This window comes from Streptomyces sp. Y309, from assembly GCF_056712025.1.
Window position 1 is genome coordinate 7,828,161 of record NZ_CM160048.1, and the last position, 24,305, is coordinate 7,852,465.

Annotated in this window: 22 protein-coding genes and 1 riboswitch; of the genes, 11 read left to right on the forward strand and 11 right to left on the reverse strand. The window is 72.3% G+C overall.

The features are described 5' to 3' along the window. The first annotated feature begins 219 nt into the window (after positions 1-219). Positions 220-1,803: a DNA polymerase IV gene (locus AC0KTA_RS32615; protein WP_481051778.1), complete on the forward strand. Its 1,584-nt coding sequence runs from the start codon at positions 220-222 to the stop codon at positions 1,801-1,803. Between the two features lie 407 nt (positions 1,804-2,210). Here the strand turns inward: AC0KTA_RS32615 and AC0KTA_RS32620 are convergent, their stop codons facing one another. Then, the gene (locus tag AC0KTA_RS32620; RefSeq protein ID WP_481051779.1) at positions 2,211-2,585 is read right to left on the reverse strand and encodes a PRC-barrel domain-containing protein; all 375 of its coding nucleotides are present in this window, start codon (positions 2,583-2,585) and stop codon (positions 2,211-2,213) included. A gap of 145 nt (positions 2,586-2,730) precedes the next feature. Beyond that, positions 2,731-2,828, forward strand: a riboswitch (glycine riboswitch). Positions 2,829-3,015: 187 nt separating this feature from the next. Here AC0KTA_RS32620 and gcvP point away from each other — a divergent pair. Beyond that, positions 3,016-5,904: an aminomethyl-transferring glycine dehydrogenase gene (gcvP, locus tag AC0KTA_RS32625; RefSeq protein ID WP_481051780.1), complete on the forward strand. Its 2,889-nt coding sequence runs from the start codon at positions 3,016-3,018 to the stop codon at positions 5,902-5,904. A gap of 111 nt (positions 5,905-6,015) precedes the next feature. Here the strand turns inward: gcvP and AC0KTA_RS32630 are convergent, their stop codons facing one another. Next, the gene (locus AC0KTA_RS32630; RefSeq protein ID WP_030358586.1) at positions 6,016-6,222 is read right to left on the reverse strand and encodes a DUF5999 family protein; all 207 of its coding nucleotides are present in this window, start codon (positions 6,220-6,222) and stop codon (positions 6,016-6,018) included. A gap of 304 nt (positions 6,223-6,526) precedes the next feature. Then, complete coding sequence (locus AC0KTA_RS32635) at positions 6,527-7,111, reverse strand: hypothetical protein (RefSeq protein ID WP_481051781.1); 585 nt, start codon at positions 7,109-7,111, stop codon at positions 6,527-6,529. 483 nt (positions 7,112-7,594) lie between these two features. Between AC0KTA_RS32635 and AC0KTA_RS32640 the strand changes: the two genes are divergently transcribed. Next, positions 7,595-9,115, forward strand: coding sequence for a glutamate-cysteine ligase family protein (locus AC0KTA_RS32640; protein ID WP_481051782.1), 1,521 nt, complete (start codon positions 7,595-7,597; stop codon positions 9,113-9,115). A gap of 65 nt (positions 9,116-9,180) precedes the next feature. Here AC0KTA_RS32640 and AC0KTA_RS32645 read toward each other — a convergent pair whose 3' ends face one another. Then, positions 9,181-10,953 carry a substrate-binding and VWA domain-containing protein gene (locus AC0KTA_RS32645; RefSeq protein ID WP_481051783.1) on the reverse strand — a complete coding sequence of 591 codons (1,773 nt, stop codon included), beginning with the start codon at positions 10,951-10,953 and terminating at the stop codon, positions 9,181-9,183. 182 nt (positions 10,954-11,135) lie between these two features. On the opposite strand from AC0KTA_RS32645, the gene AC0KTA_RS32650 reads away from it, so the two are divergent. Next, positions 11,136-11,936, forward strand: a complete 801-nt coding sequence (locus AC0KTA_RS32650) for a CPBP family intramembrane glutamic endopeptidase (protein ID WP_481051784.1) — start codon at positions 11,136-11,138, stop codon at positions 11,934-11,936. A 46-nt stretch (positions 11,937-11,982) separates the two neighbouring features. On the opposite strand, the gene AC0KTA_RS32655 is transcribed toward AC0KTA_RS32650, so the two are convergent. Continuing rightward, positions 11,983-12,810 carry a PhzF family phenazine biosynthesis protein gene (locus AC0KTA_RS32655; RefSeq protein ID WP_481051785.1) on the reverse strand — a complete coding sequence of 276 codons (828 nt, stop codon included), beginning with the start codon at positions 12,808-12,810 and terminating at the stop codon, positions 11,983-11,985. Positions 12,811-13,048: 238 nt separating this feature from the next. On the opposite strand from AC0KTA_RS32655, the gene AC0KTA_RS32660 reads away from it, so the two are divergent. Continuing rightward, positions 13,049-13,678, forward strand: a complete 630-nt coding sequence (locus AC0KTA_RS32660) for a PadR family transcriptional regulator (RefSeq protein WP_481051786.1) — start codon at positions 13,049-13,051, stop codon at positions 13,676-13,678. A gap of 161 nt (positions 13,679-13,839) precedes the next feature. On the opposite strand, the gene AC0KTA_RS32665 is transcribed toward AC0KTA_RS32660, so the two are convergent. Continuing rightward, entirely contained in the window at positions 13,840-14,268 is a 429-nt protein-coding gene (locus tag AC0KTA_RS32665) for a type II toxin-antitoxin system Rv0910 family toxin (RefSeq protein WP_481051787.1), read from the reverse strand. 155 nt (positions 14,269-14,423) lie between these two features. Between AC0KTA_RS32665 and AC0KTA_RS32670 the strand changes: the two genes are divergently transcribed. After that, a complete protein-coding gene (locus AC0KTA_RS32670) occupies positions 14,424-15,221 on the forward strand; it encodes a putative protein N(5)-glutamine methyltransferase (protein WP_481051788.1) in 798 nt (265 codons plus the stop codon). Between the two features lie 143 nt (positions 15,222-15,364). Here AC0KTA_RS32670 and AC0KTA_RS32675 read toward each other — a convergent pair whose 3' ends face one another. Beyond that, entirely contained in the window at positions 15,365-15,535 is a 171-nt protein-coding gene (locus tag AC0KTA_RS32675) for a hypothetical protein (RefSeq protein ID WP_481051789.1), read from the reverse strand. A 215-nt stretch (positions 15,536-15,750) separates the two neighbouring features. Here AC0KTA_RS32675 and AC0KTA_RS32680 point away from each other — a divergent pair, with 215 nt between their 5' ends. The 3 genes from AC0KTA_RS32680 to AC0KTA_RS32690 all read left to right on the forward strand — a co-directional run bounded on the left by AC0KTA_RS32680 (position 15,751) and on the right by AC0KTA_RS32690 (position 18,850). Next, positions 15,751-16,305, forward strand: coding sequence for a peptidase (locus AC0KTA_RS32680; RefSeq protein WP_481051790.1), 555 nt, complete (start codon positions 15,751-15,753; stop codon positions 16,303-16,305). 178 nt (positions 16,306-16,483) lie between these two features. Beyond that, positions 16,484-17,515 (forward strand): EamA family transporter, encoded by a 1,032-nt coding sequence (locus AC0KTA_RS32685; protein ID WP_481051791.1) that lies wholly within the window; start codon positions 16,484-16,486, stop codon positions 17,513-17,515. A 297-nt stretch (positions 17,516-17,812) separates the two neighbouring features. Further along, on the forward strand, positions 17,813-18,850 hold the full coding sequence (locus AC0KTA_RS32690) for a DMT family transporter (protein ID WP_481051792.1): 1,038 nt from the start codon (positions 17,813-17,815) through the stop codon (positions 18,848-18,850). Positions 18,851-18,913: 63 nt separating this feature from the next. Here AC0KTA_RS32690 and AC0KTA_RS32695 read toward each other — a convergent pair whose 3' ends face one another. Both AC0KTA_RS32695 and AC0KTA_RS32700 read right to left on the reverse strand, forming a co-directional pair. Then, entirely contained in the window at positions 18,914-19,558 is a 645-nt protein-coding gene (locus tag AC0KTA_RS32695) for an FMN-binding negative transcriptional regulator (protein ID WP_481051793.1), read from the reverse strand. A 7-nt stretch (positions 19,559-19,565) separates the two neighbouring features. Continuing rightward, positions 19,566-20,270, reverse strand: coding sequence for a pyridoxamine 5'-phosphate oxidase family protein (locus tag AC0KTA_RS32700; protein ID WP_481051794.1), 705 nt, complete (start codon positions 20,268-20,270; stop codon positions 19,566-19,568). A 136-nt stretch (positions 20,271-20,406) separates the two neighbouring features. Here AC0KTA_RS32700 and AC0KTA_RS32705 point away from each other — a divergent pair, with 136 nt between their 5' ends. Beyond that, a complete protein-coding gene (locus AC0KTA_RS32705; protein ID WP_481056645.1) occupies positions 20,407-21,738 on the forward strand; it encodes an aminotransferase class I/II-fold pyridoxal phosphate-dependent enzyme in 1,332 nt (443 codons plus the stop codon). Here AC0KTA_RS32705 and AC0KTA_RS32710 read toward each other — a convergent pair. Next, the gene (locus tag AC0KTA_RS32710) at positions 21,729-22,733 is read right to left on the reverse strand and encodes a DMT family transporter (RefSeq protein ID WP_481051795.1); all 1,005 of its coding nucleotides are present in this window, start codon (positions 22,731-22,733) and stop codon (positions 21,729-21,731) included. The genes AC0KTA_RS32705 and AC0KTA_RS32710 overlap by 10 nt on opposite strands. 74 nt (positions 22,734-22,807) lie before the next feature. On the opposite strand from AC0KTA_RS32710, the gene AC0KTA_RS32715 reads away from it, so the two are divergent. Continuing rightward, entirely contained in the window at positions 22,808-23,710 is a 903-nt protein-coding gene (locus AC0KTA_RS32715) for a LysR family transcriptional regulator (protein WP_481051796.1), read from the forward strand. Between the two features lie 73 nt (positions 23,711-23,783). On the opposite strand, the gene AC0KTA_RS32720 is transcribed toward AC0KTA_RS32715, so the two are convergent. Further along, entirely contained in the window at positions 23,784-24,251 is a 468-nt protein-coding gene (locus AC0KTA_RS32720; protein ID WP_481051797.1) for a pyridoxamine 5'-phosphate oxidase family protein, read from the reverse strand. Positions 24,252-24,305 lie beyond the last annotated feature (54 nt).

Sequence of the window (24,305 nt, forward strand, 5' to 3'; positions counted from 1 at the left end):
ACCGGGCTGTCTGAGCCTGCGCGCCGTCAGTCGGACGGCCGCGCGCGGCGCCAGTCAGCCGGACGGCCGCGCGGCGGCCGCGGTGACTGGCGTTGTGGTGGCTGTGGTGGCTGTTGTGCGCCCGGCTTCCGCGGGGGCGGGGCGGCCTGGGGGCTTGTGGCCGGTGGGATGGTCTGTGACGGCAGGGGATTGTCAGTGGCGTAGGGCAGCATCGGAGATGTGAGAACCGCGCCGACGATTCTGCATCTCGACATGGATGCCTTCTACGCGTCCGCCGAGCAGGCCGCGAAGCCGAGCCTGCGCGGAAAGGCCGTGATCGTCGGTGGCCTGGGGCCTCGTGGGGTGGTGGCCACCGCCTCCTACGAGGCGCGTCGGTTCGGGGTCCATTCGGCGATGCCCATGGGGCAGGCGCGGCGGCTGGCGCCGAACGCCGCGTATCTCGTGCCGCGGTTCTCGTTCTACCGGGAGATCAGCGAGCAGGTGATGCGGCTGTTGCGGGAGCTCTCGCCGCTGGTTGAGCCGCTGAGCCTGGACGAGGCCTTCGTGGACCTGGAGGCGGGCGGCGTCGCGTCGGACGAGGCGTCGGCGCGGGCCGTGGGGGAGCGGTTGCGGGCGGACATCCTGCGGGTCACGGGGCTGAGCGGGTCGGTGGGGCTCGCCGCGTCCAAGATGCTGGCGAAGATCGCCTCCGAGCAGGCCAAACCGGACGGCCTGGTGCTCATAAGACCCGGCACGGAGCGGGAACTGCTCGGGCCCATGTCCGTGCGGACGCTGCCCGGAGTGGGGCCGGCGACAGGCGACCACCTGCGGCGGGCCGGGATCACCACCATCGAGGAGATCGCCGAGGCGGGCGAGGACGAGCTGGTCCGTCTGCTCGGCAAGGCCCACGGCGGGGCGCTGTACGCGATGGCGCTGGCGCGCGACGAGCGGCCGGTGGTGGCCGAGCGGGACACCAAGTCGGTGAGCGTCGAGGACACGTACGACGTGGACATCCACGACCGGGTACGGGTCCGGATGGAGGTGGCGCGGCTGGCCGACCGGTGCGTGCAGCGGCTACGGGACGCGGGGCACTCCGGGCGGACGATCGTGCTGAAGGTGCGGCGGTTCGACTTCTCCACGCTGACGCGGTCCGAGACGCTGCGGGGGCCCACGGACGACCCAGGTGTCGTACGGGAGGCGGCGGCCCGGCTGCTCGAATCCGTGGACACGACGGGTGGGGTGCGGCTGCTGGGCGTGGGGGTCAGCGGGCTTGCGGACTACACGCAGGAGGATTTGTTCGCGCAGGCGCAGGCGCAGGCGCAGGCGCAGGCGCAGGCGCAGGCGCAGGCCGACGCGGACGCGGACGCGGAGGCGGAGGCGGAAGCCCAGGAGGCGGTGGCGCCTGGAGTCGCGGGGGACGGTGATGAGGCGGTGCCCGAGGGGGGCGGGGACGAGGGTGCGGGTGTGGGCGAGACCGGGGGTGGGGAGCCCGTTTCGACGGCCGAGCGCCGGTGGCATGCGGGGCACGACGTGCGGCACGCGGTGTTCGGGGCGGGGTGGGTGCAGGGGAGTGGCCTGGGGCGGGTGACCGTGCGGTTCGAGACGCCTGGGTCGGCGCCGGGGCGGGTGCGGACGTTCCGGACGGACGATCCGGAGCTGGAGCCGTCGGAGCCGGTGCCGTTGGTGCCCGCCGTGGCGGCGGCGGAGGAGGTTGCGGATCCCCTCCCACCTGGGGATGCAGATCCCCTCTCACCTGGGGTGGAGCGTGGCGTGACCGGTGCGGGGGTGGGCGTCGTCGCCGGAGAGGAGCCCGGCGTGCCCTGAGGGGCACCGTCCGGAGGGGAACGGGGGGGCGAGCACGGCTGAGAGGTGCGTCGGGTGGCGCCCAGTGGTCCCAGGGGGCTCTGGCGCCCTTTGGGGCCTTTGGTCCCAGTGCCTGGACGTCCCAGGGGAGCTCTGGCGCCCTTCAGGCCCCCTTCAGGCCCTGGCCCCAGTGCCCCATGCCTCAAGGCGAAGGCGGGAGCCAAAGGCAGGCGTGGGCTCGGCGCGAGCGGGGCTAGGGGCAGGCAGCCGTGGGTGGGCACGGCAGGGCGGCGCCGGCAGCCGTGGGTGGGCACGGCAGGGCGGCGCACCCGGCAAGGCCCAGCCACATACCCCACCCAGGCATGAAAGTCGCGCCTCAGTAGAGGACGCCCAGAGAACGCCCCGGCAGAGGACGCCTCCCCCCCCACTCACGCATCAGAAGAATTGGCCGAATGCCCGAAGTCCACATCCGGAGGCGGCGGCGGTGGGGCCAGGTCCAGGCCGTAGTGGCGGTACAGCTGGAGCTCCTGCTCCGGGGACAGATGGCGGCCGACGCCGAAGTCGGGGGCGTCCTTGATCAAGGCCCGCTCGAACGGAACCCGCAGGGTGCCGTCCTTGACCAGCTCGCTGGGCTCCAGGGGCACGAAGGCATCCCTGCTGAACAGGCCCGTACGTATAGCGGCCCACTCCGGGGCGCCGGTGGCGTCGTCGAGATAGACCTCGTCGATCGTGCCGATCTTGGCTCCGTTGCGGTCGAACGCCTTGCGGCCGATCAGGTTGCGCGGATCGATATCGGTCTGCACGGGCCCTCCAACTGGTCGCAAGCCGTCTCGTACTCATCCAGCTCATCCAGATTTCGCTCGTAATCACTACGAAAGAGCACATCGGGGCGGGCGGCCACTCGAGGGATGGCGCGCGGTCCTCGCTGGTAGGCTGGCAAGCGGCTGTTGACCCCGTGCGGGAGAGCTCTTCGGTGGAAACGCCGGAGGCGCCGAAGGAGCAACTCCTCCCCGGAATCTCTCAGGCCCCTGTACCGCACGGACGAGGTCACTCTGGAAAGTAGGGCGGGCGTCGGGCGGGCACGTTCGGAACCCTTCCTCACCGACGGTGAAAGCAGTGCCGCCAGTGGCGGGACTGTGAAGCTCTCAGGTTGAGATGACAGAGGGGGAGGCCGTCCGGGTACCCGCGCCGTGGTGCCCCTCGCAGGTCGCGTCAGACCAGGAGGCCTCCGCAATGACCGCCACCCCTCGTACGCCGCTCTCACAGCTCGAGCAGGGAATCCCCTTCGAGCAGCGGCACATCGGACCCGATGCCGAAGCCCGCGCCAAGATGCTCGCCCAGGTCGGCTACGGCTCGCTCGACGAGCTCACGGCCGCCGCGGTGCCGGATGTGATCAAGAACGCCGAGGCCCTCGAGCTGCCCGGCGCCCGTACGGAGGCCGAGGTGCTCGCCGAGCTGCGCACCCTCGCCGACCGCAACCAGGTGCTCGACTCGATGATCGGACTCGGCTACTACGGGACGTTCACGCCGCCGGTGATCCTGCGGAACGTGATGGAGAACCCGGCGTGGTACACGGCGTACACGCCCTACCAGCCGGAGATCTCGCAGGGCCGCCTCGAGGCCCTGCTGAACTTCCAGACCGTCGTCGCCGACCTCACCGGACTGCCCACCTCCGGCGCCTCGCTGCTCGACGAGGGCACCGCCGCCGCCGAGGCCATGGCGCTCTCCCGGCGCATGGGCAAGGTCAAGGACGGCGTCTACCTGGTCGACGCCGACGTACTGCCGCAGACCATCGCCGTGATCCGGACCCGCGCCGAGCCGACCGGCGTCGAGGTTGTCGTCGCGGACCTGACCGACGGCATCCCGGCCGACATCGCCGAGCGCGGTGTGGTGGGCGTGCTGCTGCAGTACCCGGGCGCCTCCGGGGCCGTACGGGACATCAAGCCGCTCATCGACCGGGCGCACGAGCTCGGAGCAATCGTTTCTGTCGCCGCGGACCTGCTGGCGCTCACGCTGCTCACCTCGCCCGGCGAGCTCGGCGCGGACATCGCCGTCGGCACCACGCAGCGCTTCGGCGTGCCGATGGGCTTCGGCGGCCCGCACGCCGGCTACATGGCGGTGCGCGAGAAGTTCGCCCGCAGCCTGCCCGGCCGGCTCGTGGGTGTGTCCGTCGACGCCGACGGCAACAAGGCCTACCGGCTCGCGCTGCAGACCCGTGAGCAGCACATCCGGCGCGAGAAGGCGACCAGCAACATCTGTACCGCTCAGGTGCTGCTCGCCGTCATGGCCGGGATGTACGCCGTCTACCACGGGCCCGAGGGGCTCAAGGCGATCGCCCGGCGCACCCACCGGTACGCGACGATCCTCGCCGAGGGCCTCAAGGCCGGAGGCGTCGAGGTCGTGCACGAGGCGTACTTCGACACGCTGACCGTCCGCGTGCCGGGCAAGGCCGCCGACGTCGTCACCGCGGCCCGCGAGGGCGGCGTCAACATCCACCTCGTCGACGCCGACCAGGTGTCGTTCGCCTGCGACGAGACCACGACGCGGGCGCAACTGGCCGCACTGTGGACGGCGTTCGGGGTCGAGGCCGACGTCGCGTCGCTCGACGCGTCCGTCGCGGACACCCTGCCCGCCGGTCTCCTGCGCTCCGACGAGTTCCTGGCGCACCCCGTCTTCCACCAGTACCGCTCCGAGACCGCGATGCTGCGCTACCTGCGCCGCCTCGCCGACCGCGACTACGCGCTGGACCGCGGCATGATCCCGCTGGGTTCCTGCACCATGAAGCTCAACGCCACCACGGAGATGGAGCCGGTCACCTGGCCGGAGTTCGGCCAGCTGCACCCCTTCGCGCCCGCCCAGCAGGCGCAGGGCTATCTGACGCTGATCCGTGAGCTGGAGGAGCGGCTCGCCGAGGTCACCGGGTACGACAAGGTGTCGCTGCAGCCCAACGCCGGTTCGCAGGGCGAGCTGGCCGGGCTGCTCGCGGTGCGCGGCTACCACCGTGCCAACGGCGACGAGCAGCGCACCGTCTGCCTGATCCCGTCCTCCGCGCACGGCACCAACGCCGCCAGCGCCGTGATGGCCGGGATGAAGGTCGTCGTCGTGAAGACCGCGGACGACGGCGAGATCGACGTCGAGGACCTGCGGGCCAAGATCGAGCAGTACCGCGAGCAGCTCGCCGTCCTGATGATCACGTACCCGTCCACGCACGGCGTCTTCGAGGAGCACGTCGCCGACATCTGCGCGCAGGTGCACGACGCGGGCGGCCAGGTGTACGTCGACGGCGCCAACCTCAACGCCCTGGTGGGGCTCGCCAAGCCCGGCCGCTTCGGCGGCGACGTCTCGCACCTGAACCTGCACAAGACGTTCTGCATCCCGCACGGCGGCGGTGGCCCCGGCGTCGGCCCGGTGGGTGTGCGCGGGCACCTCGCGCCGTACCTGCCCAACCACCCGCTGCAGCCCGCGGCCGGCCCCGAGACGGGCGTCGGCCCCATCTCCGCCGCCCCGTGGGGCTCGGCCGGAATCCTGCCGATCTCCTGGGCGTACGTCCGCCTCATGGGCGGCGAGGGGCTCAAGCGGGCCACGCAGGTCGCCGTGCTCTCGGCGAACTACATCGCCAAGCGCCTGGAGCCGCACTACCCCGTGCTCTACACCGGCCCCGGCGGTCTTGTCGCGCACGAGTGCATCATCGATCTGCGTCCGCTGAGCAAGGCCACGGGCGTCAGCGTCGACGACATCGCCAAGCGGCTCATCGACTACGGCTTCCACGCGCCGACCATGTCCTTCCCGGTCGCCGGCACGCTGATGATCGAGCCCACGGAGAGCGAGGACCTGGACGAGCTGGACCGTTTCTGCGAGGCGATGATCGCCATCCGCGGCGAGATCGAGAAGGTCGCGAGCGGCGCCTGGTCCGCCGACGACAACCCGCTGGGCAACGCCCCGCACACCGCCGCCGCGCTCGGCGGCGACTGGGAGCACGGCTACACCCGCGAGGAGGCGGTGTTCCCGGCCGGTGTGGTGGCCGCCGACAAGTACTGGCCGCCGGTGCGCCGCATCGACCAGGCGTACGGCGACCGGAACCTGGTCTGCTCCTGCCCGCCGCTGGATGCGTACGAGGACTGATACCGCGCAGCATGCGTGACGCCGGCACCGGTCGTGCGGTGCCGGCGGACATGAGTCAGGGCCGGTTCGGACAGTTCGTCCGGGCCGGCCCTTGGATTCGTGGTGGACGGCTCAGGCGGCCGTCATCACCTGGTTGGTGCCCAGCGGTCGGTGCGGGGCGATGATCTCCCCGTTCGGCAGCAGCTCACCGGTGTCCTCGAAGAGCAGGACGCCGTTGCACAGCAGGCTCCAGCCCTGTTCCGGGTGGTGCGCCACGAGGAACGCGGCTTCCCGGTCGGCGGATTCGGCTGTCGGGCACGGTGGCTGGTGCTGGCACATGGAAGGGTTCTTTCGCTGCGTGGTGATGGTTGAGACGTCAGTCCTGCGGCTCGATGCGGTCATCGCCGCCCCCCGTTGTGTTCGTCGGTCAGCTCCAGTGTTGCCCCACGGACGTCATTCCGCAGGGATTTTGCGGCAGCGCTTCCTACTGCTTAATGACGTATCACCCGCCCGGACGGTTCAGCCCAACTTCCCTGTCTCTTCGGGTGGTTCGCGGTAGCCGAAGTGGACTAGTCCGGATGGGCAAGGCCGTGCCCCGCGGCCCGGGCGGGCGGCGGGGCACGGCAGGGCCGAGCGCGGCGGGTCAGGCGGGCGAGCCCAGGAGCGGCGCCGGGCTCAGGCGGTGGGTGAGCACCGGCAGCAGGTCGGCGGCGCGGTGCGGGCGGTGGGCCGCGATGCCGGGGGGTGCCGGGGCGAGTGGCACCAGGAGGTCGCTGGGGGCGAGCGCGCCGCTCGCGCCGTCGGCGGTGCAGTCGGCGTGCAGCCACAGCGTGAGCATGTAGAGCTCGGGCACGGAGAGCAGCCGGGGCTGGTAGGCCTGGGGCATGGCCTCGGCGTGACGCAGGGCCAGCTCGGCGGAGGTGATGTACGGGCCTTCGGAGAAGTGCGAGAAGGCCCAGCCGTCCGGGGTGAGCATCGTGTCCGCGGCGGCCACCGCGCGCTCCCCGCAGCGGATCAGGAAGCGCCAGCCGGTGAGCTTGGTCGGGGACGTGCCCGCGGCCGTGACATGATCCAACTCGTGGACAGGCAGCGGAAGATCCGGGCTCGTGGGGCCCTGGGCGGCTCGCAGGGACGGGGTGCGGGCCTCACGGACGGCGGTCGGGGAACCGAGGGCCGCGAGGACGCTGCGCAGGGCGGGCGCTGGAGCCGGGGGGACATGCAGGGGCATGGTGGGTCGCCTCTCTCATTCGACAGGCACAGTGGAGCGGGGGCAGGTGCGGACGGCGCTGTCAGCTCTGGGCCAGAGGGGCGGGGGCAGGGGGACCGCGAGCGCCAACTCTCTGCCTCAACCGCGGAGTTTATACGACGTGTGTTCACGGGGTGTTTCAGCTAGCCGCTCCGAATATGTCGGGCAAGTCGATATCCGGTCGCACTCCCGAGGGGTTTATCCCGATTCCGGATCGCGCCCTGAGCGGTGACCTCGGCATTCCCCGCGACCGCGGTCGGCCGATTCTCGTCGGTTTTTTTCACCACAACCGGAGCATCGGAAACCGCGCTCTTCGTCATGCCCGGCGAATGTGCCGCGCGGCAACTCCGTCAAGGGTACTGGTCCATGGTCCCGCACGGGGCGTTATGGATCACATCGGCTGGGCATCATCCCCCGTACACAGCGGCCGGGGCGCCGGCGGCCCATCCGAGGAGGGACGCTTCGATGGGGGAGAAGGTCGCGGCAGGAACGTTCGACCTGTCCGATCGCCACCAGTACCGGATCAAGCTCCGGCAGTGCCTCGAAGGGCTCGGCCGGCTCCTTGAGGAGCAGCGGTTCGACCGGCCCAAGAATCTGATGGGACTAGAGATAGAGTTGAATCTGGCGGGACCTGACGGCATGCCGCGCATGATGAATGCAGAAGTTCTCAAGCGCATCGCGAGTCGTGATTTCCAGACTGAGCTAGGAATGTTCAATCTGGAAGTGAACATTGCCCCGCACCGTTTGGGCGGACGCGTTCTCGACCGGCTGGCCGAAGAGCTGCGCACGGGTCTCGCCTATGCCCACCGGAAAGCGAACGAGGTGGATGCGGGCATCGTGATGATCGGCATTCTGCCGACGCTCTCGCCCCACGACCTGGTCTCCGCGAACCTCTCCGACGTCGACCGCTACGCGCTGCTCAACGACCAGATCGTGGCCGCGCGCGGCGAGAGCTTCGCGCTCGACATCGAGGGGGTGGAGCGCCTGACGTGCACGTCAGGCTCGATAGCGCCCGAGGCGGCGTGCACGTCCGTGCAGCTGCACCTGCAGGTCACGCCGGGGAAGTTCGCCGACGTGTGGAACGCGGCGCAGGCCGTCGCCGCCGCGCAGGTCGCCGTGGGCGCCAACGCGCCGTTCCTGTTCGGCCGCGAGCTGTGGCGCGAGTCCCGGCCGCCGCTGTTCCTGCAGTCCACGGACACCCGGCCGCCCGAGCTCCAGGCACAGGGGGTGCGGCCGCGCACCTGGTTCGGGGAGCGGTGGATCTCCAGCGCGTACGAGCTCTTCGAGGAGAATCTGCGCTACTTCCCGGCCCTGATTCCGCTGCGCGAGGACGAGGACCCGCTGCGCGTGCTCGACGCCGGCGGTGTGCCGCAGCTCGCCGAACTCGCCCTGCACAACGGCACGGTGTACCGCTGGAACCGTCCGGTGTACGGCATCGCCAACGGCGTACCGCATCTGCGGGTGGAGAACCGGGTGCTGCCCGCGGGGCCCACGGTGACGGACGTGATCGCCAACGCCGCCTTCTACTACGGCGTGGTGCGCGCGCTGGCCGAGGAGGCGCGGCCGGTGTGGTCGCGGCTGCCGTTCGACGCGGCCGCCCGGAACTTCGACACCGCCTGCCGGTACGGCATCGAGGCGCGCCTGGAGTGGCCGCGGCGCGGGCGGTACGGCGGCACGACGAAGGTGGCTGCCGTCGATCTCGTACGCGACGAACTGCTGCCGCTGGCCGCGGCCGGGCTCGACGCGTGGGGCGTGGAGCCGGCCGACCGGGACCTGTATCTCGGCGTGATCGAGGAGCGGTGCCGCAGACGGGTCAACGGGGCCTCGTGGCAGGCGGCCACCTACCACCGTGCCCTCGAGCGGGGTCTGGAGCGCGAGGCCGCGCTCGCGGCGACCACGCGGCGCTACTGCGAGCTGATGCACGCGGGAGAGCCGGTGCACATGTGGCCGGTGGGGCTGCCGGAACCGGCACTGCCGCTGGGGTAGGCGATGCGCCAGGCCCGTCCCCGATGTACCGCGCCCGCCCTCGGTGACCTGCCCGGACGGCGGCTCTACTGCTGCGTGCCCGCCTGCATGATCGCCTTGAGGATCACCGAGTGGATCTGGGCCGGGTCGTCGACCTCGTGTCCGGAGCCGCCGGTCGCGCGGGCGATCTGGTCGACCTCCCGCTCGTCGGCGTCCGGGCCGACCGCGATCGCGATGACGGGCACCGGCTTCTGGGGGTCGGCGAGGGTGCGGAGGCGGGAGACCAGTTCGGTGCGCGTGATGCTGCCCGGGTCCTGGTTGACGCCGTCGGTGAGCAGGACGAGGGTGTTGAACCTGCCCTTCGCGTAGCCCTTGCGCGCCTTCTCGTACGCGGCGAGCGTCGTGTCGTACAGACCCGTGGCCCCGCCCGGCACGGGCTGGAGCGCGCCGAAGGCCTTGGTGAGCCGGTCGCGCTGGGTGCCGTCGCCCCTGCGGTCGCCGAGGCGGCCGGTGGGCACCAGCTCGCGGTAGTCGCGCGCGCCGTCCAGGCGGGTGGCGAACTCCCACAGGCCGATCTCGTCCTCGTCCGTGAAGCCCGAGAGCGCCTGCAGGAGGGCGGCCTTCGTGACGTCCATGCGGGACTCGCCGCGCCCCGGCACGAGTTGCCGCATGGAGTCCGACGCGTCGACGACCGTGATGAACCGCGCGCTCTGCACCGTGATGGTCCACATGCCGAGGGTCTCCTGCACCTCCTTGTCGGAGGGCGCGTCGCCCGGTTCCTGTGCGTACGGCTGCGGCGTGCGGCCGCCCGCTGCCGCGACGAGCGCGGCCGACGCCTTCGACCCGTCCGTGCGGAAGCCGTGCTCCCGCAGGATGCGCCGCCCCGTGTCGTCGCTGAACAGCGTCATGAACCGCAGCGCGGCCCGGCTCTCGTCGGTGGAGAGGTCGTTCTCGCGGATCAGGGTGTACGGATAGTCGAGGACCGGTGAGCCGTCCTCGGGGTAGAAGAGGTCCAGCGCGTGCTTCTCGTCCTCCGCCGCGTTGTGCGCGAACGACGCCTGCTCGGAGAGGATCAGGGCCTGGTTGCGGCGCGGGTTGCCGCTCTCGGTGCCGGAGGCGTCGCGGGCCAGGGTGTCCAGGAGCCGGCTGTCGCTCTCGGACGTGCGGGACGCCAGCGCCTTGGCCGTCGCGGCGGCCCGGGTTTCGGCGTCCTTGGAGCCGGACGCGCGCGCCGACGAGCCGAGTTTGGTCAGGGCGAGCAGGCCGCTCGCGCTGCGCGCCGGGTCGGCCGCGCCGAGGCGCAGCTTGTCGCCGCCGGTCGCCGCGCCCGCCAACTCGGTCCAGGTGTACGTCTTCCGGGGCCAGTCCAGGGACTCGGCGGCGGACTTCACCATGCCCACGCCGATCGGCGAGGAAGCGATGTTGCCCGCGGGCGACACCTGGGTCCGGCCGCCGCCGATCCCGGCGCGCTGCACCCACAGGCCCGAGTCGGGTACCCACACGTCGTACGCGGGTTTCCTGCCGTCCTCGCGGAGCTCGTCGGCGACTTTGTACGGCTCCCGCGCGGCGACGCGGATGTCCATGCAGTGGCCGTCCGAGGTGACGTCCTTCTTACGTACGTGGTCGGCGGCGGCACGCAGGGCGGGGGCCACGGAGGGTGCGGCGACGACGTTCAGGCGCACCGCGTCGTCGCGGCAGTCGTCACCGAAGGGCAGGAATCCGGCGCGGGCCGCGACCGCCGTGCCTGCCGCGACACTCAGGACGAGCGCCGTGGCGAGGGCGACGGTGCGCCCGCGCCCGCGTGGTCGCGGGTCGGCTGCTCCCGTCCGGTGCCCATCAGGCAAGCTGTGACGTCCCATGGCGGTGCTGCCCTCCCCGTGTGATCAAGCAACGAACAAGGATGAACACGGACAAGGGGGACGGCACGCCACGGTCGGCGTCCGTCCCCCTCGGCCTGTCGCGCGCGTGGTTCGTAAGTTCTTTCGAGACCCTAGCGGCACGGGGACGGGGATGAGGCGGGATTACTCAACTGGAGGCAGGAGTGCAAGCGGAGCCGGGGCCAATGGCCGGTTCTTTTCCCGAGGCGGGGCTCTCGCGACGGTTCTTGCGGCAGGAGACGCTGCTCGTCCTGGCGCTCTCACTGGGCGCGAGCGGTGTGTCCGCGCTGATCAGCTTCATCGGCTCGGTCACCAGGCCGGGCGGTCTGAAGGATCAGGCGGCGACCCTCAACTCGTCGGCCGCGCCGGGGCGTCCGTGGCTCGATCTCGCGTGGCAGCTCTTCGGCATCGCGACTGCCCTGGTGCCGGTGGCGCTGGTCGCGCACTTCCTGCTGCGCGAGGGTTCGGGGCTGCGGGCCATCGGCTTCGACCGGAGCCGCCCGTGGCCGGACCTCGGCCGGGGGACGGCGGTGGCCGCGGTCATCGGCTCCACCGGCATCGCCTTCTATCTGGCCGCGCGCGGGCTCGGCTTCAACCTCACGGTGGTGCCGGAGGACCTGCCCGACGTGTGGTGGAAGTACCCGGTCCTGGTGCTCTCCGCGCTGCAGAACTCCGTGCTGGAGGAGGTGATCGTCGTCGGCTATCTGCTGCGCAGGCTGGACCAGTTGGGGTGGACGCCGATGGCGGCGCTGGTCGGGAGTTCGGTGCTGCGCGGCTCGTACCACCTGTACCAGGGCGTCGGCGGATTCGTCGGGAACATGGCGATGGGGGTGGTGTTCGTGCTCCTGTACCGGCGGTGGGGGCGGGTCGGGCCGCTCGTGGTCGCCCATTCCCTGCTGGACATCGGGGCGTTCGTGGGCTACGCGCTGCTCGCGGGCAAGGTGGGGTGGCTGCCGACGGCGTGACGCCCGGACCGGCGGGCGGCACGCCGTAAGGGGTGTGCGGCCGTCGTCACGCCAGCAGGTCGCCCTCGATGACGGTGACGGCGCGTCCGGTCAGGAGGGTGCGGTCGCCGCGGAGGTCGGTGCGGACGCGGCCGGAGCGGGGTGAGGCCTGCAGGCCGGTCAGGTCGGTGCGGCCGAGACGCTCGGTCCAGAACGGGGCGAGCGCGGTGTGCGCGCTGCCGGTCACCGGGTCCTCGTCGATGCCGACGCCCGGGAAGAAGCCGCGCGAGACGAAGTCGTAGCCCCGGCTGGGATCTTCGGCGAGCGCGGTCGCGATGACGCCGCGCTCGGAGTGCTGGGCGAGCGCCCGGTGGTCCGGCGTGAGCGCGCGCACCGTCTTCTCGTCGGGCAGCTCGACCAGCAGGTCGCCCAGGTGCGGGCCGGTGTCGTGGGCGGAGAGCGGCTGGGCGCCGAGGGCCTCGACCGCGCCCGGCGGGAGCTCGGCCGGGGTGAGCGGGGCGGTCGGGAAGTCGAGGGTCAGCTCGCCGTTGCCGTGGGCCGTGGCGACGAGGACGCCGGCGCGGGTGGCGAAGCGCACGGGGCCGGTGGCGATGCCGGTCGTGTGCAGGACGTGCGCGAGGGCCAGTGTGGCGTGGCCGCACAGGGAGACCTCGGTGGCGGGCGTGAACCAGCGCAGCGCCCAGTCCGCGTCGCCGCCTTCGGGCAGCGGGTGGGCGAAGGCGGTCTCGGCGTGGTTGACCTCCGTGGCCACGTGCTGGAGCCAGGTGTCGTCCGGGAAGGCCTCGAGGAGCACGACACCGGCCGGGTTGCCGGTGAAGGGGCGCTCGGCGAAGGCGTCGACGATACGGAGTCGCGTGCGTGGGTGTGTGGTCATGGGGCGACGTTAGGGAGCCACTGGCCCAGATCGCCAATGCCAATTCGGCCTGACTGGACTTTATTGGGGAGTGGGGGGCTGGATGTGGCCATGAGGGTGGCGCGGGTCTGCCGCGCGGGGCGGCGCCTCTCACCTCGCGGGTTGTCAGCCGAACTGTTCCGATATATCGTTGAAGCATCGCGACTGATCAACGATGTCGTGAAAGATTCTCGACGGAACGACGAAAGGGATGATCGACATGCGTTCCCACGGTTTTGAACACGAGCACAGGCACGGTCATGGACGCGGACGCGGCCCGTACGGGCCCGGTCGCGAGGAGCGGGGCGGATTCGAGGGGCGGCGCGCCGCGTTCGGACCCTTCGGGCCCGGCTTCGGTGGCGGCGGCCCTTGGGGCGGCGGACGCGGTGGCCGGGGCGGACCCAGGGGCAGGGCGCGGCGCGGTGACGTACGCGCATCGATCCTGGCCCTCCTGAAGGACCGGCCGATGCACGGCTACGAGATGATCCAGGAGATCGCCGAGCGCAGCGGCGGGGCGTGGAAGCCCAGCCCCGGCTCGGTCTACCCGACCCTCCAGCTCCTGGAGGACGAGGGTCTGATCACCAGCGAGAGCGAGGGCGGCAAGAAGCTCTTCTCGCTCACCGAGTCCGGCCGCGAAGCGGCGGACGAGGGCCCGGACGCGCCCTGGGAAGAGGCCGGGCGCGGGGTCGACTGGGAGGCGCTGACCGAGATCCGGCAGGCCGGTTTCGGCCTGATGGAGGCGTTCGGCCAGGTCTGGAAGACCGGCTCCAAGGAGCAGCGCGAGAAGGCGCTCACGGTCATCAACGACGCCCGCAAGAAGCTGTACCTGATCCTTGCCGATGAGGACTGAGGCGGTGCGGGCCCACCGCCCGCACCACTGGTGAGGCGCCTCGCGCGACATGCGCGGGGCGCCTCGCTGCTGTCGTACGCGTACGCGGCTCCTGTCGGCGCGTACGGGGCCTGCGGGGTCGCTCCGCCCCGTACGAAACTCAGGTCACCTGGGCTCCCGGCTCAGGTCACCAGCGTCCCCAGCTTGCGGAGCGACTCCTTCATGGCTGCCGTCGCCGAGTCCTTGAGCTTGCTCGCCATGAGGGACACCGCGGCGCCGGTGAACTCGCCGTCCGTGCGGATGGTCGTCGCCTCGCCGTCGGGTTCGAGCGTGTAGCGGGTGCCGACGTCGACGCCCATCGGGCCCTTGCCCTTGATCGCGAAGGTGCGGGCGGTCTCCAGCTCCACGATCGTCCAGACGACCTCGGCCGGGAAGCCCATGAGCTTCATGTTCTCCGTGAAGGTGCCGCCCACTTCGAGCGAGGCGGGGCCGCCCTTGGGGAAGCTGGTGTGCGTGGTGTTCCACTCCGCGTACGAGGAGAAGTCGGTGAGCTGCGCCCAGACCTTCTCCGCCGGTGCCTCGATGCGCGCCTCCGCGCTGACTTCGGCCAATGCGACCACCCCTTCTCGTCGGGTGCTGCGGCGGGCGCAGCCACGGTGTCGCGGAACGTATCCCTGAGCCCCGGAACATTCAATACTGATGAACCGTCAGTTCTGGGCGGCCGGGTAGGGTTGGCTTCTTTGCCGCAAGCGTAGGAAGGCCCTCGATGCCCCTGTCGGTGTCAGTCCACTCCGCCGTCGTGGAACGGCTGCGCGCGGCGGGCTGCGTGTTCGCCGAGGACGAGGCGGACCTGCTGCTGGCCGCGGCGGCGGGCCCGGACGAGCTGGACGCCATGGTGGCGCGGCGCGCGAGCGGGCTGCCGCTGGAACACGTCGTCGGATGGGCGGAGTTCGGGGGGCTGCGGATCGCCGTGGACCCGGGAGTGTTCGTGCCGCGCCGCCGCACCGAGTTCCTGGTCCGCGAGGCCGCCTCGCTCGCCGGACCCGGCGCCGTGGTCGTCGACCTGTGCTGCGGGTCGGGCGCGCTGGGCGCCGCCCTCGCCGCCTCGCTCGGCCGGGCCGAGCTGCACGCGGCCGACATTGACCCGGCCGCGGTGGCCTGCGCGCACCGCAACGTCAGGGCCGCCGGAGGCCGTGTCCACGAGGGCGACTTGTACGAAGCGTTGCCCGACACGCTCCTGGGCCGCGTCGACGTGCTCCTCGCGAACGTCCCGTACGTTCCCTCGGACGAGGTCGCCCTGCTGCCCGCCGAGGCCCGCGAGCACGAGGCGCGGGTGGCGCTCGACGGGGGCTTCGACGGACTCGACGTGCTGCGGCGGGTGACCGCGGACGCGCCGCGGTGGCTGGTGCCGGGCGGACGGCTGCTGTTCGAGACGAGCGAGCGCCAGGTGCCGTCGGCGGTCGCGGCGGTGACGGCCGCGGGGCTCGTGCCCCGGGTCGTGACGGACGAGGAGCTGTACGCGACCGTGGTGGTGGGGGCGTTGCCGGGGGCGTCCGGGGCGTAGGCGGCGTACGCGGGGGTGCCCGGGACGTAGGCGGCGTGGGCGGGGGCGCCCGGAACGTGGGCGGGGCGCGGCCGCTGTCCCGTCTGGGCGGGGCGCGGCCGCTGTCCCGTCTGGGCGGGGCGCGGTCGCTGTCCTGTCTCGGCTCAGCCCACGCGTCGTATCACCGCCGCGTCGAAGAGGTCCAGGGCGCGCGGGAACGGGCCCTCGTCATGGCAGTGCCAGGCTTCCCAGAACAGGTCGGCGGGCAGTGCGTCCGCGGGGGCGTACACGCGGTACACGTACTGTCTGCCGTCGATGGCCGGCAGGGCGACCATCCAGAACCTGCCCTCCATGCCAGGGCAGACGAGCGCCGGAGCGGAGTGGTTGCGCACCCGGCGCGAAGCAAGGCGGCGCGCGCCCCACCTGCGAGAACGGCCGGATGTCATCCGTAAGGAGGACAACCCACCCGCGCATGCCCAACCTGTGTCGGACGCGGAAATGCTTCCCGCCGCCGATGCCGATGTCCCCAGAGGTTGATGGGGTGGGAGATGTGCAAAGCCGTACCCCCCAGGGCGCCGAACCCGGCCCGACCCGCCCCGACATCGAATCCAGCCTGAGCGCAGAGCTGGCCTCGGTGATGTCCGGTGCGCGCCGACGGGCCGTGCGCGACGGGGACCGGCAGGTCGACACGGCGCATCTGTTGCACTCGCTGCTCGAGTACGAGCCGCAGGTGCGGGCGGTCTTCGACGGCGGGCCGCAGGTCGCCCGGCTGCTCGGCTATCTCGTCCAGCGCAGCATCGGGTACGGACTGCAGTGGCAGGGCACGGTCGAGGACTCCGGAGCCGTACCGCTCGTGGCTTCGGCCAAAGAAACGGTTCTCTCGCCCGCGGCCGCCGGTGCCATGGAGGCCGCGCTCGACCGCGCCGCGCTGCGGGGCGAGCCGCAGGCTGGCGGCGTCGACCTGCTCGCCGCGCTGGCCGCCGACGCGGAGTGCCGGGCCGTCGAGGTGCTGCGCAGGGCGGGCGTCGACGTGGCGGAACTGCTGCGGCGGATCGAGGGCGGGCGCGAGACGGGGTGCGAGTCCGGGTGGACGTCGGCGCGTTGACGATGTCTGCCGTTTGGCGACGTCTGCCCGCTCAGTGCGTTCACCCGGTGACGACGTCGGCCCGCTGACTGTTCTCCCGTTGGTTGCCTCCGTCCGCTGAGGACCTCTCAGGCGTCCGCCCGCTGAGACAGTGGTCATCAAGGGTGACGGTCATGACTTCGGCTGTCATCATGTGCCGGTGCTTGGGTCTCAGGAGACGTCACAGGGGCAGCCGCAGGCGAACGCGGCGGGGCGCGCGGAGCGCGGCCGCGGGTTCGGCCTGGGGCTCGCGCTCGCTTCGGCGTTCGCCTTCGGCGGCTCGGGCGTCGCGGCCAAGCCGCTGATCGAGGCGGGCCTCGACCCGCTGCACGTGGTGTGGCTGCGGGTGGCGGGCGCCGCCCTGGTGATGCTCCCGGTCGCCTGGCGCCACCGTGCGCTGGTGCGGCGCAGGCCCGCGCTGCTCGCGGGCTTCGGCCTCCTCGCCGTCGCCGGTGTACAGGCCTGCTACTTCGCCTCGATCTCCCGCATCCCCGTCGGCGTCGCCCTGCTCATCGAATACCTCGCGCCGGCGCTGGTCCTCGGCTGGGTGCGGTTCGTGCAGCGCAGGCCCGTCACCAGGGCCGCCGCGTTCGGGGTGGTCCTCGCCGTGGGCGGGCTCGCCTGCGTCGTCGAGGTGTGGTCCGGGCTGAGCTTCGACGCCGTCGGCCTGCTCCTCGCGCTCGGCGCCGCCTGCTGCCAGGTCGGCTACTTCGTCCTGTCCGACCAGGGCACAGGCGCGGGCGAGGAGGCGCCGGACCCGCTCGGCGTGATCGCTTACGGGCTGCTCGTCGGCACGGTCGTGCTCACCGTGATCGCGCGCCCCTGGGGCATGGACTGGCAGGTGCTCGCCGGCACAGCCGACATGGACGGCTCGGCGGTGCCCGCGTGGGCGCTGATCGGCTGGATCGTGCTGGTCGCGACCGTCGTCGCGTACGTCACCGGCGTGGTGTCCGTACGACGGCTCTCGCCGCCGGTGGCGGGCGTCGTGGCCTGCCTGGAGGCGGTCATAGCGACCGTGCTGGCCTGGGTCATGCTCGGTGAGCGTCTTTCGGCGCCGCAGCTCGCCGGGGGCGCGATCGTGCTAGTGGGAGCGTTCATCGCCCAGTCGGCGACGCCGGCGAAGCCGGACTCCGTGGTGGCGCGCGTCTCAGACTCCGGAGAGGAGTTGTCGCCCAGCGGCAGCGCCGCCTAGGGTGTCGATCATGCACGCACGAGCACTCGTTCTTCCGCCTCCCGCCGCCTAGCGCGGGCCTCTCACGGATCATGTCCGGCCATCGGCCGGGCGGAACGGTGCTGCCCGCAGACGCCAGTCCAGGACCGGCGTCACCGGCCTTCCGTCGGTGCGTGTCCGCACACTCGTGAACTCGTGACACTCATGAACTCGTGGCACTTGTGAATCCGTCCGTGTGTGCCCGCACGCCCGCTCGCCCGTGACGCGGTCTTCTTCCTGACCTTCTGCGGAGATTTCCACGTGTCCAGCGTGTCAAGCATGTCGAGCGAGGCCGTCGCGCCCGCCGAGTCAACTGCCGTGTCCGGGCTGCCCGTCGGGCGCGGCCTGGTGTATCTGGGTATCGCCGGTGCCGCCTGGGGCACTGCCGGCGCCGCCGCGTCGCTGGTCTTCTCGGACAGCGACATGGGTCCCGTCGCCCTCTCCTTCTGGCGCTGCGCCGGAGGGTTCCTGCTGCTGCTCGCCGCACGGCTGCTGCGGCCGAACCGTGCCGTACGGCTGCTGCGGCGGAACCATGCTGCACAGCCGCTGCGGCCGAACCGTGCCGCGCGCGTGGCGGTGAGCGTGCCGCGTCGCAGCCGGGTGCTGCGGATCACCGTCACCGGTGTGGCCCTCGCCGTCTTCCAGACCGCCTACTTCGCCGCCGTCGAGGCCACCGGGCTCGCCGTCGGCACCGTCGTCACGCTCGGCGCGGGGCCCGTCCTCATCGCGCTCGGCGCCCGCCTCGCCCTGGGGGAGCGGCTCGGGCTCGGCGGGATCTGCGCGGTGGGCGGCGCGCTGGCCGGCCTCGGTGTGCTGTTCGCGGGCGGCGGGGACGCGGCCGTCCGCCCGTGGGGCGTCGCGTTCGCGCTGCTCTCGGCCGCCGGGTACGCCCTCATGACGCTGCTGACGCGGTGGTGGGGGCGCGACGGCGGGTCGGACTCCTCCGACACGACGGTGTGGGCCTTCGCGGTCGTGTCGCTGTGCCTGCTGCCGCTCGCGGCCGCCGAAGGGCTCGTGCCGCACACCGCCGAACCCGCCCGTGTCCTGGGCTGCTTGCTCTACATCGCCGCCGTGCCGACGGCTCTCGCGTACGCGCTGTACTTCGCCGGAGCCGCCGCCGTCCGGTCCGCGACCGTGTCCGTGATCATGCTTCTGGAGCCGGTGAGCGCGGCCGTCATCGCCGTCACCCTGCTCGGCGAGGAGCTCAACGCGGCGACCGTCGCGGGCACACTCCTGATGCTCGCGTCGGTCACGGGACTCGCGGTGGCGGAGGCCCGCGGGGCCGCGAGGACGCGGCGGGGAGGAGTGGACGGCTGAGGGGTGCGGGGCGGGCCGGCTTGCATCCGGCCCGCCCCGTGCTGGGGCACGCCTGCGTCCCCGTTACCCCCGCACGCGCCCGCGCAGCTGGTGCTCCAGTGCCGCCTCGTCGCGTGGGCCGCCGCGTTCCTTCAGGTTCGTGGCGATGCGGTCCTGCACCTCCAGTGGCTTGTGGTGGGCGTACTTGAACTTTGCCTGTACGTCGACGACTTCGAGGGAAATGCCGCGGATGCCGGACAGCAGCCTGCCGAACGGCGCCTCTCCCGGGGCGGTCGTCGCCGAGCCGCCGTCCGGCTGGAAGTGGCCGACCTGGCGGTTCAGGAGGGCGGCCTTCTCGGCGGGGTCGTCCACGACGCGGGCGGCGCAGCGGAGCTGGACGGCGGCGTAGAAGCTGGTCGGCACGCCGTGCTCGGGTGGAGCGTCCGGGGCGGCGGCCCACGGTCCCGGCACGAAGACGTAGTCGTCGACGACGCTCAGGACGACGTCCGGGTCCGCCTCGAGGGCGGCCCACAGCGGGTTGGGGCGCGCCAGGTGGAGCAGGACGCGGCCGCGCGGGCCGGTGTCGGCGTCGTACACGAAATGTGTCGGCTGTATGTGGGGCGGCTCGCCGGGCAGGCCGTTCACGGCGAGCTGCCCGAAGTCGTGGTCGGCGAGCCAGCCTTGCCACTCGGCATCGGAAGCCGGTGCGTCCCAGGGGTGGACGAGCATCACCGCGTCACACCTCGATCAGGTAGTCGGGGACCTCGATGCCCGGGGCCAGGTCCTCCGACGGGACGACGGGGTCGTAGCCCTTGCGGAGCGGGACGACACCGGACCAATAGGGGAGGTCCATGTCCTCCGGCTCGTCGTTCGGGGCGCCCGTGCGCATCTTCGCCGACACCTCGGCAAGGTCCAGGTAGAGCACGGCGGTCGCGGCGAGCTCCTTGGCGTTGGCGGGGCGTGAGTCGGTGGAGCGGCCCGGCACGACGTGGTCGACGAGCGCGTCGAGCGCGGTGCGCTTCTCCTCGGGGTCCGTGACCTGGCGCGCGATGCCGTGCACCACCACCGAGCGGTAGTTGATGGAGTGGTGGAAGGCCGAGCGGGCCAGCACGAGACCGTCGACATGCGTGACCGTCAGGCACACCGGAAGGCCCGGGTCCGCCTCGTCGGCCGGCGCCGCGCCCGCCATCCGCAGCGGCCGCGAACCCGTCGAGCCGTGCACGTACAGCCGCTCGCCGACCCTGCCGTACAGCGTGGGCAGCACTATGGGGGCGCCGTCGCGCACGAAGCCGAGGTGGCAGACGTACGACTCGTCGAGGATCGCGTGCACCAGCGCGCGGTCGTACGCGGAGCGCTCGCGGGCCCGGGTGGGGACGGTGCGGTCGGTCGGTTCGTAAGAGGCGCTGTCCGGCGTGGCCGCCGGCTGCGTCGTCGTCTCCATGGCCTTCTCCCTCTCCCTCACCGCACGAGGTCACCGTGGACCGCACAGGGGCGTACGTCTCCGTGGACCGCACATGGTCCTGCGGTGTCCTCGACTGCGGCTTGCGTCAATTTTGTACTAGTGCATAATGTTCTTTGTGCTAGAAGAGTATCCGATCGAAGGGCGGCGCGCAGCCGAGATCGCGACGAGCGTCGAGCGCGCGGTGGGCCGCGGCACCCTGGAGCCGGGGCAACCCCTGCCCCCCATGCGGGAGTTGGCGATCCACCTGGGCGTCAATCCCAATACGGTCGCGGCCGCGTATCGCACCCTGCGCGAGCGCGGTGTCATCGAGACGGCAGGGCGGCGCGGCAGCCGGGTGCGCAGCAAACCGGCCACCACGGCCCGTGAGTACAGCCGCCTCGACGTGCCGCCCGGCGTGCGGGACGTGGCGAGCGGCAATCCGGACACGGCCCTGCTGCCGCCGCTCACCGAGGCCTTCACGGCGGCCGCGGAGCAGGCGGACAAGACGCCCGCGCTGTACGGGGAGGCCTCAGTGGTGCCGGAGCTCGACCGCGCCGCGCGCGCCGCGCTGGACGCGGACGGGGTGCCGGACGGCCCCGTGGCCGTCACCTCCGGGGCGCTCGACGCCATCGAGCGGGTGCTCGCCGTGCGCCTCAAGGTCGGTGACGCGGTGGCCGTCGAGGACCCGGGCTGGGGCAGCCTGCTCGACCTCGTGTCCGGGCTCGGGCTGCGGCCGGTCCCGGTCCGCGTGGACGACGACGGGCCGCTGCCGGAAGACGTGGAGGGGGCGCTCCGGTCCGGCGCGCGCGCCCTCGTCGTCACCAGCCGCGCCCAGAACCCGACCGGCGCCGCCGTCGGCGCCGCACGCGCGCGTGCCGTGCGGAAGGTCCTGGCCGCGCACAAGGAGACGCTGGTCGTCGAGGACGACCACGGCCACGGCATCGTCGACCTGCCGCTGCACACCCTCTCGGGAGTCACGCACACCTGGGCCTTCGTCCGCTCCACCGCCAAGGCGTACGGCCCGGACCTGCGGCTCGCCGTGCTCACCGGGGACGCGGAGACCGTCGACCGCGTGCAGGGCCGGATCAGGTTCGGGCCGGGCTGGGTCAGCAAGGTGCTGCAGCGGGCCGTCCTGGCCCTGTGGGAGAGCGGCGCCGTGGACGCGCGCGAGGTGGCGGCGGCCTACGGACGCAGACGCGACGCGCTGATCGCGGCCCTCGCCGAGCGGGGCGTCACCGCCCGCGGTCGCAGCGGCATGAACGTGTGGGTGCCGGTGCCGGACGAGACCGGCGCCGTCGCGCGGCTGCTGCACGCGGGCTGGGCGGTCTCTCCGGGGGCGCGGTATCGGCTGAGCACGCCTCCGGGGGTGCGGATCACCGTCTCCACGCTGTCCGGCGACGACATCGAGGCGGTGGCGGACGCGGTCGCGGCGGCCGTGGGACCGGTGCCCGCGCGGCGCTACGGCTGACGGCGGGCGGCCCGCGGTCTGGACTGGGTGAGCGCGGCCCCCGCGAGGATGATCACGGCGCCCACCGGAGTCGTCCAGGTCAGCGACTCCCCGAGCACGGCGACACCGGCCGCGGTCGCGATGACCGGCGTGAAGTACGTGACCATCTGCGCCGTCGTCGGGCCGACCTCGGAGACGATGTCGTACTGCACGAGGAAGGCGAGGCCGGTGCCGAGCGCGCCGAGGGCGACGACGGCCAGCAGCGGCACGACCGGGAAGTGGCTGGGCATCGAGGTGAACAGCGGGGTCACCACGGCCAGTTCGAGGGTGGCGACGAAGAGCTGGGCGCCCGTAAGGGCGAGGTTGGAGTGGCCGGAGCCCGCCAGCGTGCGGCGTACGTAGATCCAGCCGATGGGGTAGCACAGCGAGGCGAGCAGGGCCATCGCCGTGCCCCGGGCATCCACGCCGCTGAAGCCGTGCCAGGCGCCGAGGACCGTGAGGACGCCCAGGAAGCCGAGGCCGAGGCCGGCGACCCGGCGTCGCGTCGGCCGGTCCTCGGACAGGGCCACGAGCGACAGGGCCATGCCCCACAGCGGCGACGTCGCGTTGCAGATCCCGGCGAGCGTCGAGGGGATCGTCAGCTCCGAATACGCGAAGAGCGAGAACGGGGCCGCGTTGAGCAGCAGGGCCGCCACCGACAGATGCGCCCAGGTACGCGGCGAGCGCGGCAGCCGCTCGCGCTTGACGACGAGCACGGCCGCGACCACCGCCGTGCCGAACAACAGGCGCCCCAGGGTGACCTGGAAGGGCGCGTACCCCTCCGTGCCGACCTTGATGAACAGGAAGCTGAAGCCCCAGACCAGGGACAGGAAGGCGAAGCGAAGGCGCCAGTCCACCGTGCGGCGCGCGCCACCAGGGCTCTCCTGACGTGCTGCGGAAGCGGCGGCGGCCCGCTCCTGTGATGTGGCGGAGGCTGTTGCTTCGGCGAGTGCCTCTGAGGGGGCGGAGGTGGTCATGGGGCCCACCTTGGATCAGCCAATGTCTTAGCACAAGCGAGTTTCTGTGCCCTGTAGCGCGTAGCATTGCTTACATGTTGAACTTGGAGCGCCTGCGGACCCTCGACGCCCTCGCCCGGCACGGATCGGTGAGCGGCGCCGCGGCGGGGCTGCACGTGACCACGTCCGCCGTCTCCCAGCAGATGACCAAGCTGGAGCGGGAGGTCGGCCAGCAGCTGCTCGCGAAGAACGGCCGGGGCGTGCGCCTCACCGACGCCGGGCGGCTGCTCGCCGACCACGCCGCGCGTATCCTCTCCCAGGTAGAGCTCGCCCAGTCGGACCTGGAGCAGCAGCGCGGCAAGGCGGTCGGCGAGCTGCGGATCTCCGCGTTCCCGACGGCGATGCGCGGCCTGCTGCCCGCCGCGCTCTCGTCCCTGCGCGTGCGCCACCCGGGGCTGTCCGTGCGCGCCCAGGAGCTGGAGCCGCAGCAGGCCGTCAACGGCATCGTGCGCGGCGACCTGGACCTCGCGGTCGTCCTCGACTGGTACAACAAGCCGCTGCCCGTGCCCGACGGGCTCATGAAGGCACCGCTCCTCGACGACCCCGCGGATGTCGCGATGCCGGCCGCCCACCCGATGGCCGACCGCGCGGAGGTGGACCTGGAGGACTTCGCGGAGGACGAGTGGATCACCTGGGCGGAGGGCGAGTTCTGCCACGAGTGGCTCATGTTCACGCTGCGTGCCAAGGGCTTCGAGCCGCGCATCGCCCACCGCGCGGAGGAGCACCACACCCAGCTCGCGCTGGTCGCGGCCGGGCTCGGCGTCTGCGTGGCGCCGCGCCTCGGTCGCGACCCGATGCCGACGGGCGTGCGGACGGTGCCGGTGCGGCACCGGGTGCGGCGGCATGTGTACGTGCTGTGGCGGGCGGACGCCGACCGCCGCCCGTCGATCAGGGCGGCGGTGGAGGCGCTGCGGGTGGCCGGGGCGGGGCTGGGGTGATCCCGGGGCCCGGCGTGACCCCGGGGCCGGGCGGGGCTTCCCAGGGAGCGGCCGCCCCGCAGGCCGTGACAGGCTACGGCCGCGCCAGCTTGCGGAAGTCCCAGGAGGCGACCGCGTCCGGAGTGAGCCGCAGCCACGCGTGGCGGCCGTCGTGCACCATCTCCTCCAGGCCGAAGTTCTTGCGGGCGAACAGCCGCTCCGGCGCGTCGAGTTCGGGGCAGGGCTCCCCGGTGCGCGGTGATTCGCCCACGAAGTGCGCGGTGCCGGTCAGCTCCACGCCGCGCAGTTCCCCGTACTGCTCGCCGGCGTCCACGACCACGGCGATCCGCGGGTCGCGCCGCAGCTCGGCCCAGCGCCTGCTGCGCGTGATCGAGTACAGCCACAGGGACGTGCCGTCCCACGCGAACCACAGCGCGCTGACGTGCGGGGCGCCGTCGGCGGACACCGTCGCGACCCGGCAGGTGCGCTCGGCGGCCAGGAAGGCGTCCAGCTCGCCCGGCGTCATCATGATCCTGCGGCCGCGGCGCTGTGTGGTGGCCATGCGTCGTCCTCCCCTTGCCCGTCCCGTGACTGACTACGCGTCATAGCTGACTAC

What these genes read in the sequence shown, in the direction of transcription:
- gcvP (WP_481051780.1), top strand. Translation starts at nt 3,016, where the DNA reads ATGACCGCCACCCCTCGTACGCCGCTCTCACAGCTCGAGCAGGGAATC.
- AC0KTA_RS32630 (WP_030358586.1), bottom strand. Translation starts at nt 6,222, where the DNA reads ATGTGCCAGCACCAGCCACCGTGCCCGACAGCCGAATCCGCCGACCGG.
- AC0KTA_RS32635 (WP_481051781.1), bottom strand. Translation starts at nt 7,111, where the DNA reads ATGCCCCTGCATGTCCCCCCGGCTCCAGCGCCCGCCCTGCGCAGCGTC.
- AC0KTA_RS32640 (WP_481051782.1), top strand. Translation starts at nt 7,595, where the DNA reads ATGGGGGAGAAGGTCGCGGCAGGAACGTTCGACCTGTCCGATCGCCAC.
- AC0KTA_RS32645 (WP_481051783.1), bottom strand. Translation starts at nt 10,953, where the DNA reads ATGGGACGTCACAGCTTGCCTGATGGGCACCGGACGGGAGCAGCCGAC.
- AC0KTA_RS32655 (WP_481051785.1), bottom strand. Translation starts at nt 12,810, where the DNA reads ATGACCACACACCCACGCACGCGACTCCGTATCGTCGACGCCTTCGCC.
- AC0KTA_RS32660 (WP_481051786.1), top strand. Translation starts at nt 13,049, where the DNA reads ATGCGTTCCCACGGTTTTGAACACGAGCACAGGCACGGTCATGGACGC.
- AC0KTA_RS32670 (WP_481051788.1), top strand. Translation starts at nt 14,424, where the DNA reads ATGCCCCTGTCGGTGTCAGTCCACTCCGCCGTCGTGGAACGGCTGCGC.
- AC0KTA_RS32675 (WP_481051789.1), bottom strand. Translation starts at nt 15,535, where the DNA reads ATGGTCGCCCTGCCGGCCATCGACGGCAGACAGTACGTGTACCGCGTG.
- AC0KTA_RS32690 (WP_481051792.1), top strand. Translation starts at nt 17,813, where the DNA reads ATGTCGAGCGAGGCCGTCGCGCCCGCCGAGTCAACTGCCGTGTCCGGG.
- AC0KTA_RS32695 (WP_481051793.1), bottom strand. Translation starts at nt 19,558, where the DNA reads ATGCTCGTCCACCCCTGGGACGCACCGGCTTCCGATGCCGAGTGGCAA.
- AC0KTA_RS32700 (WP_481051794.1), bottom strand. Translation starts at nt 20,270, where the DNA reads ATGGAGACGACGACGCAGCCGGCGGCCACGCCGGACAGCGCCTCTTAC.
- AC0KTA_RS32710 (WP_481051795.1), bottom strand. Translation starts at nt 22,733, where the DNA reads ATGACCACCTCCGCCCCCTCAGAGGCACTCGCCGAAGCAACAGCCTCC.
- AC0KTA_RS32715 (WP_481051796.1), top strand. Translation starts at nt 22,808, where the DNA reads ATGTTGAACTTGGAGCGCCTGCGGACCCTCGACGCCCTCGCCCGGCAC.
- AC0KTA_RS32720 (WP_481051797.1), bottom strand. Translation starts at nt 24,251, where the DNA reads ATGGCCACCACACAGCGCCGCGGCCGCAGGATCATGATGACGCCGGGC.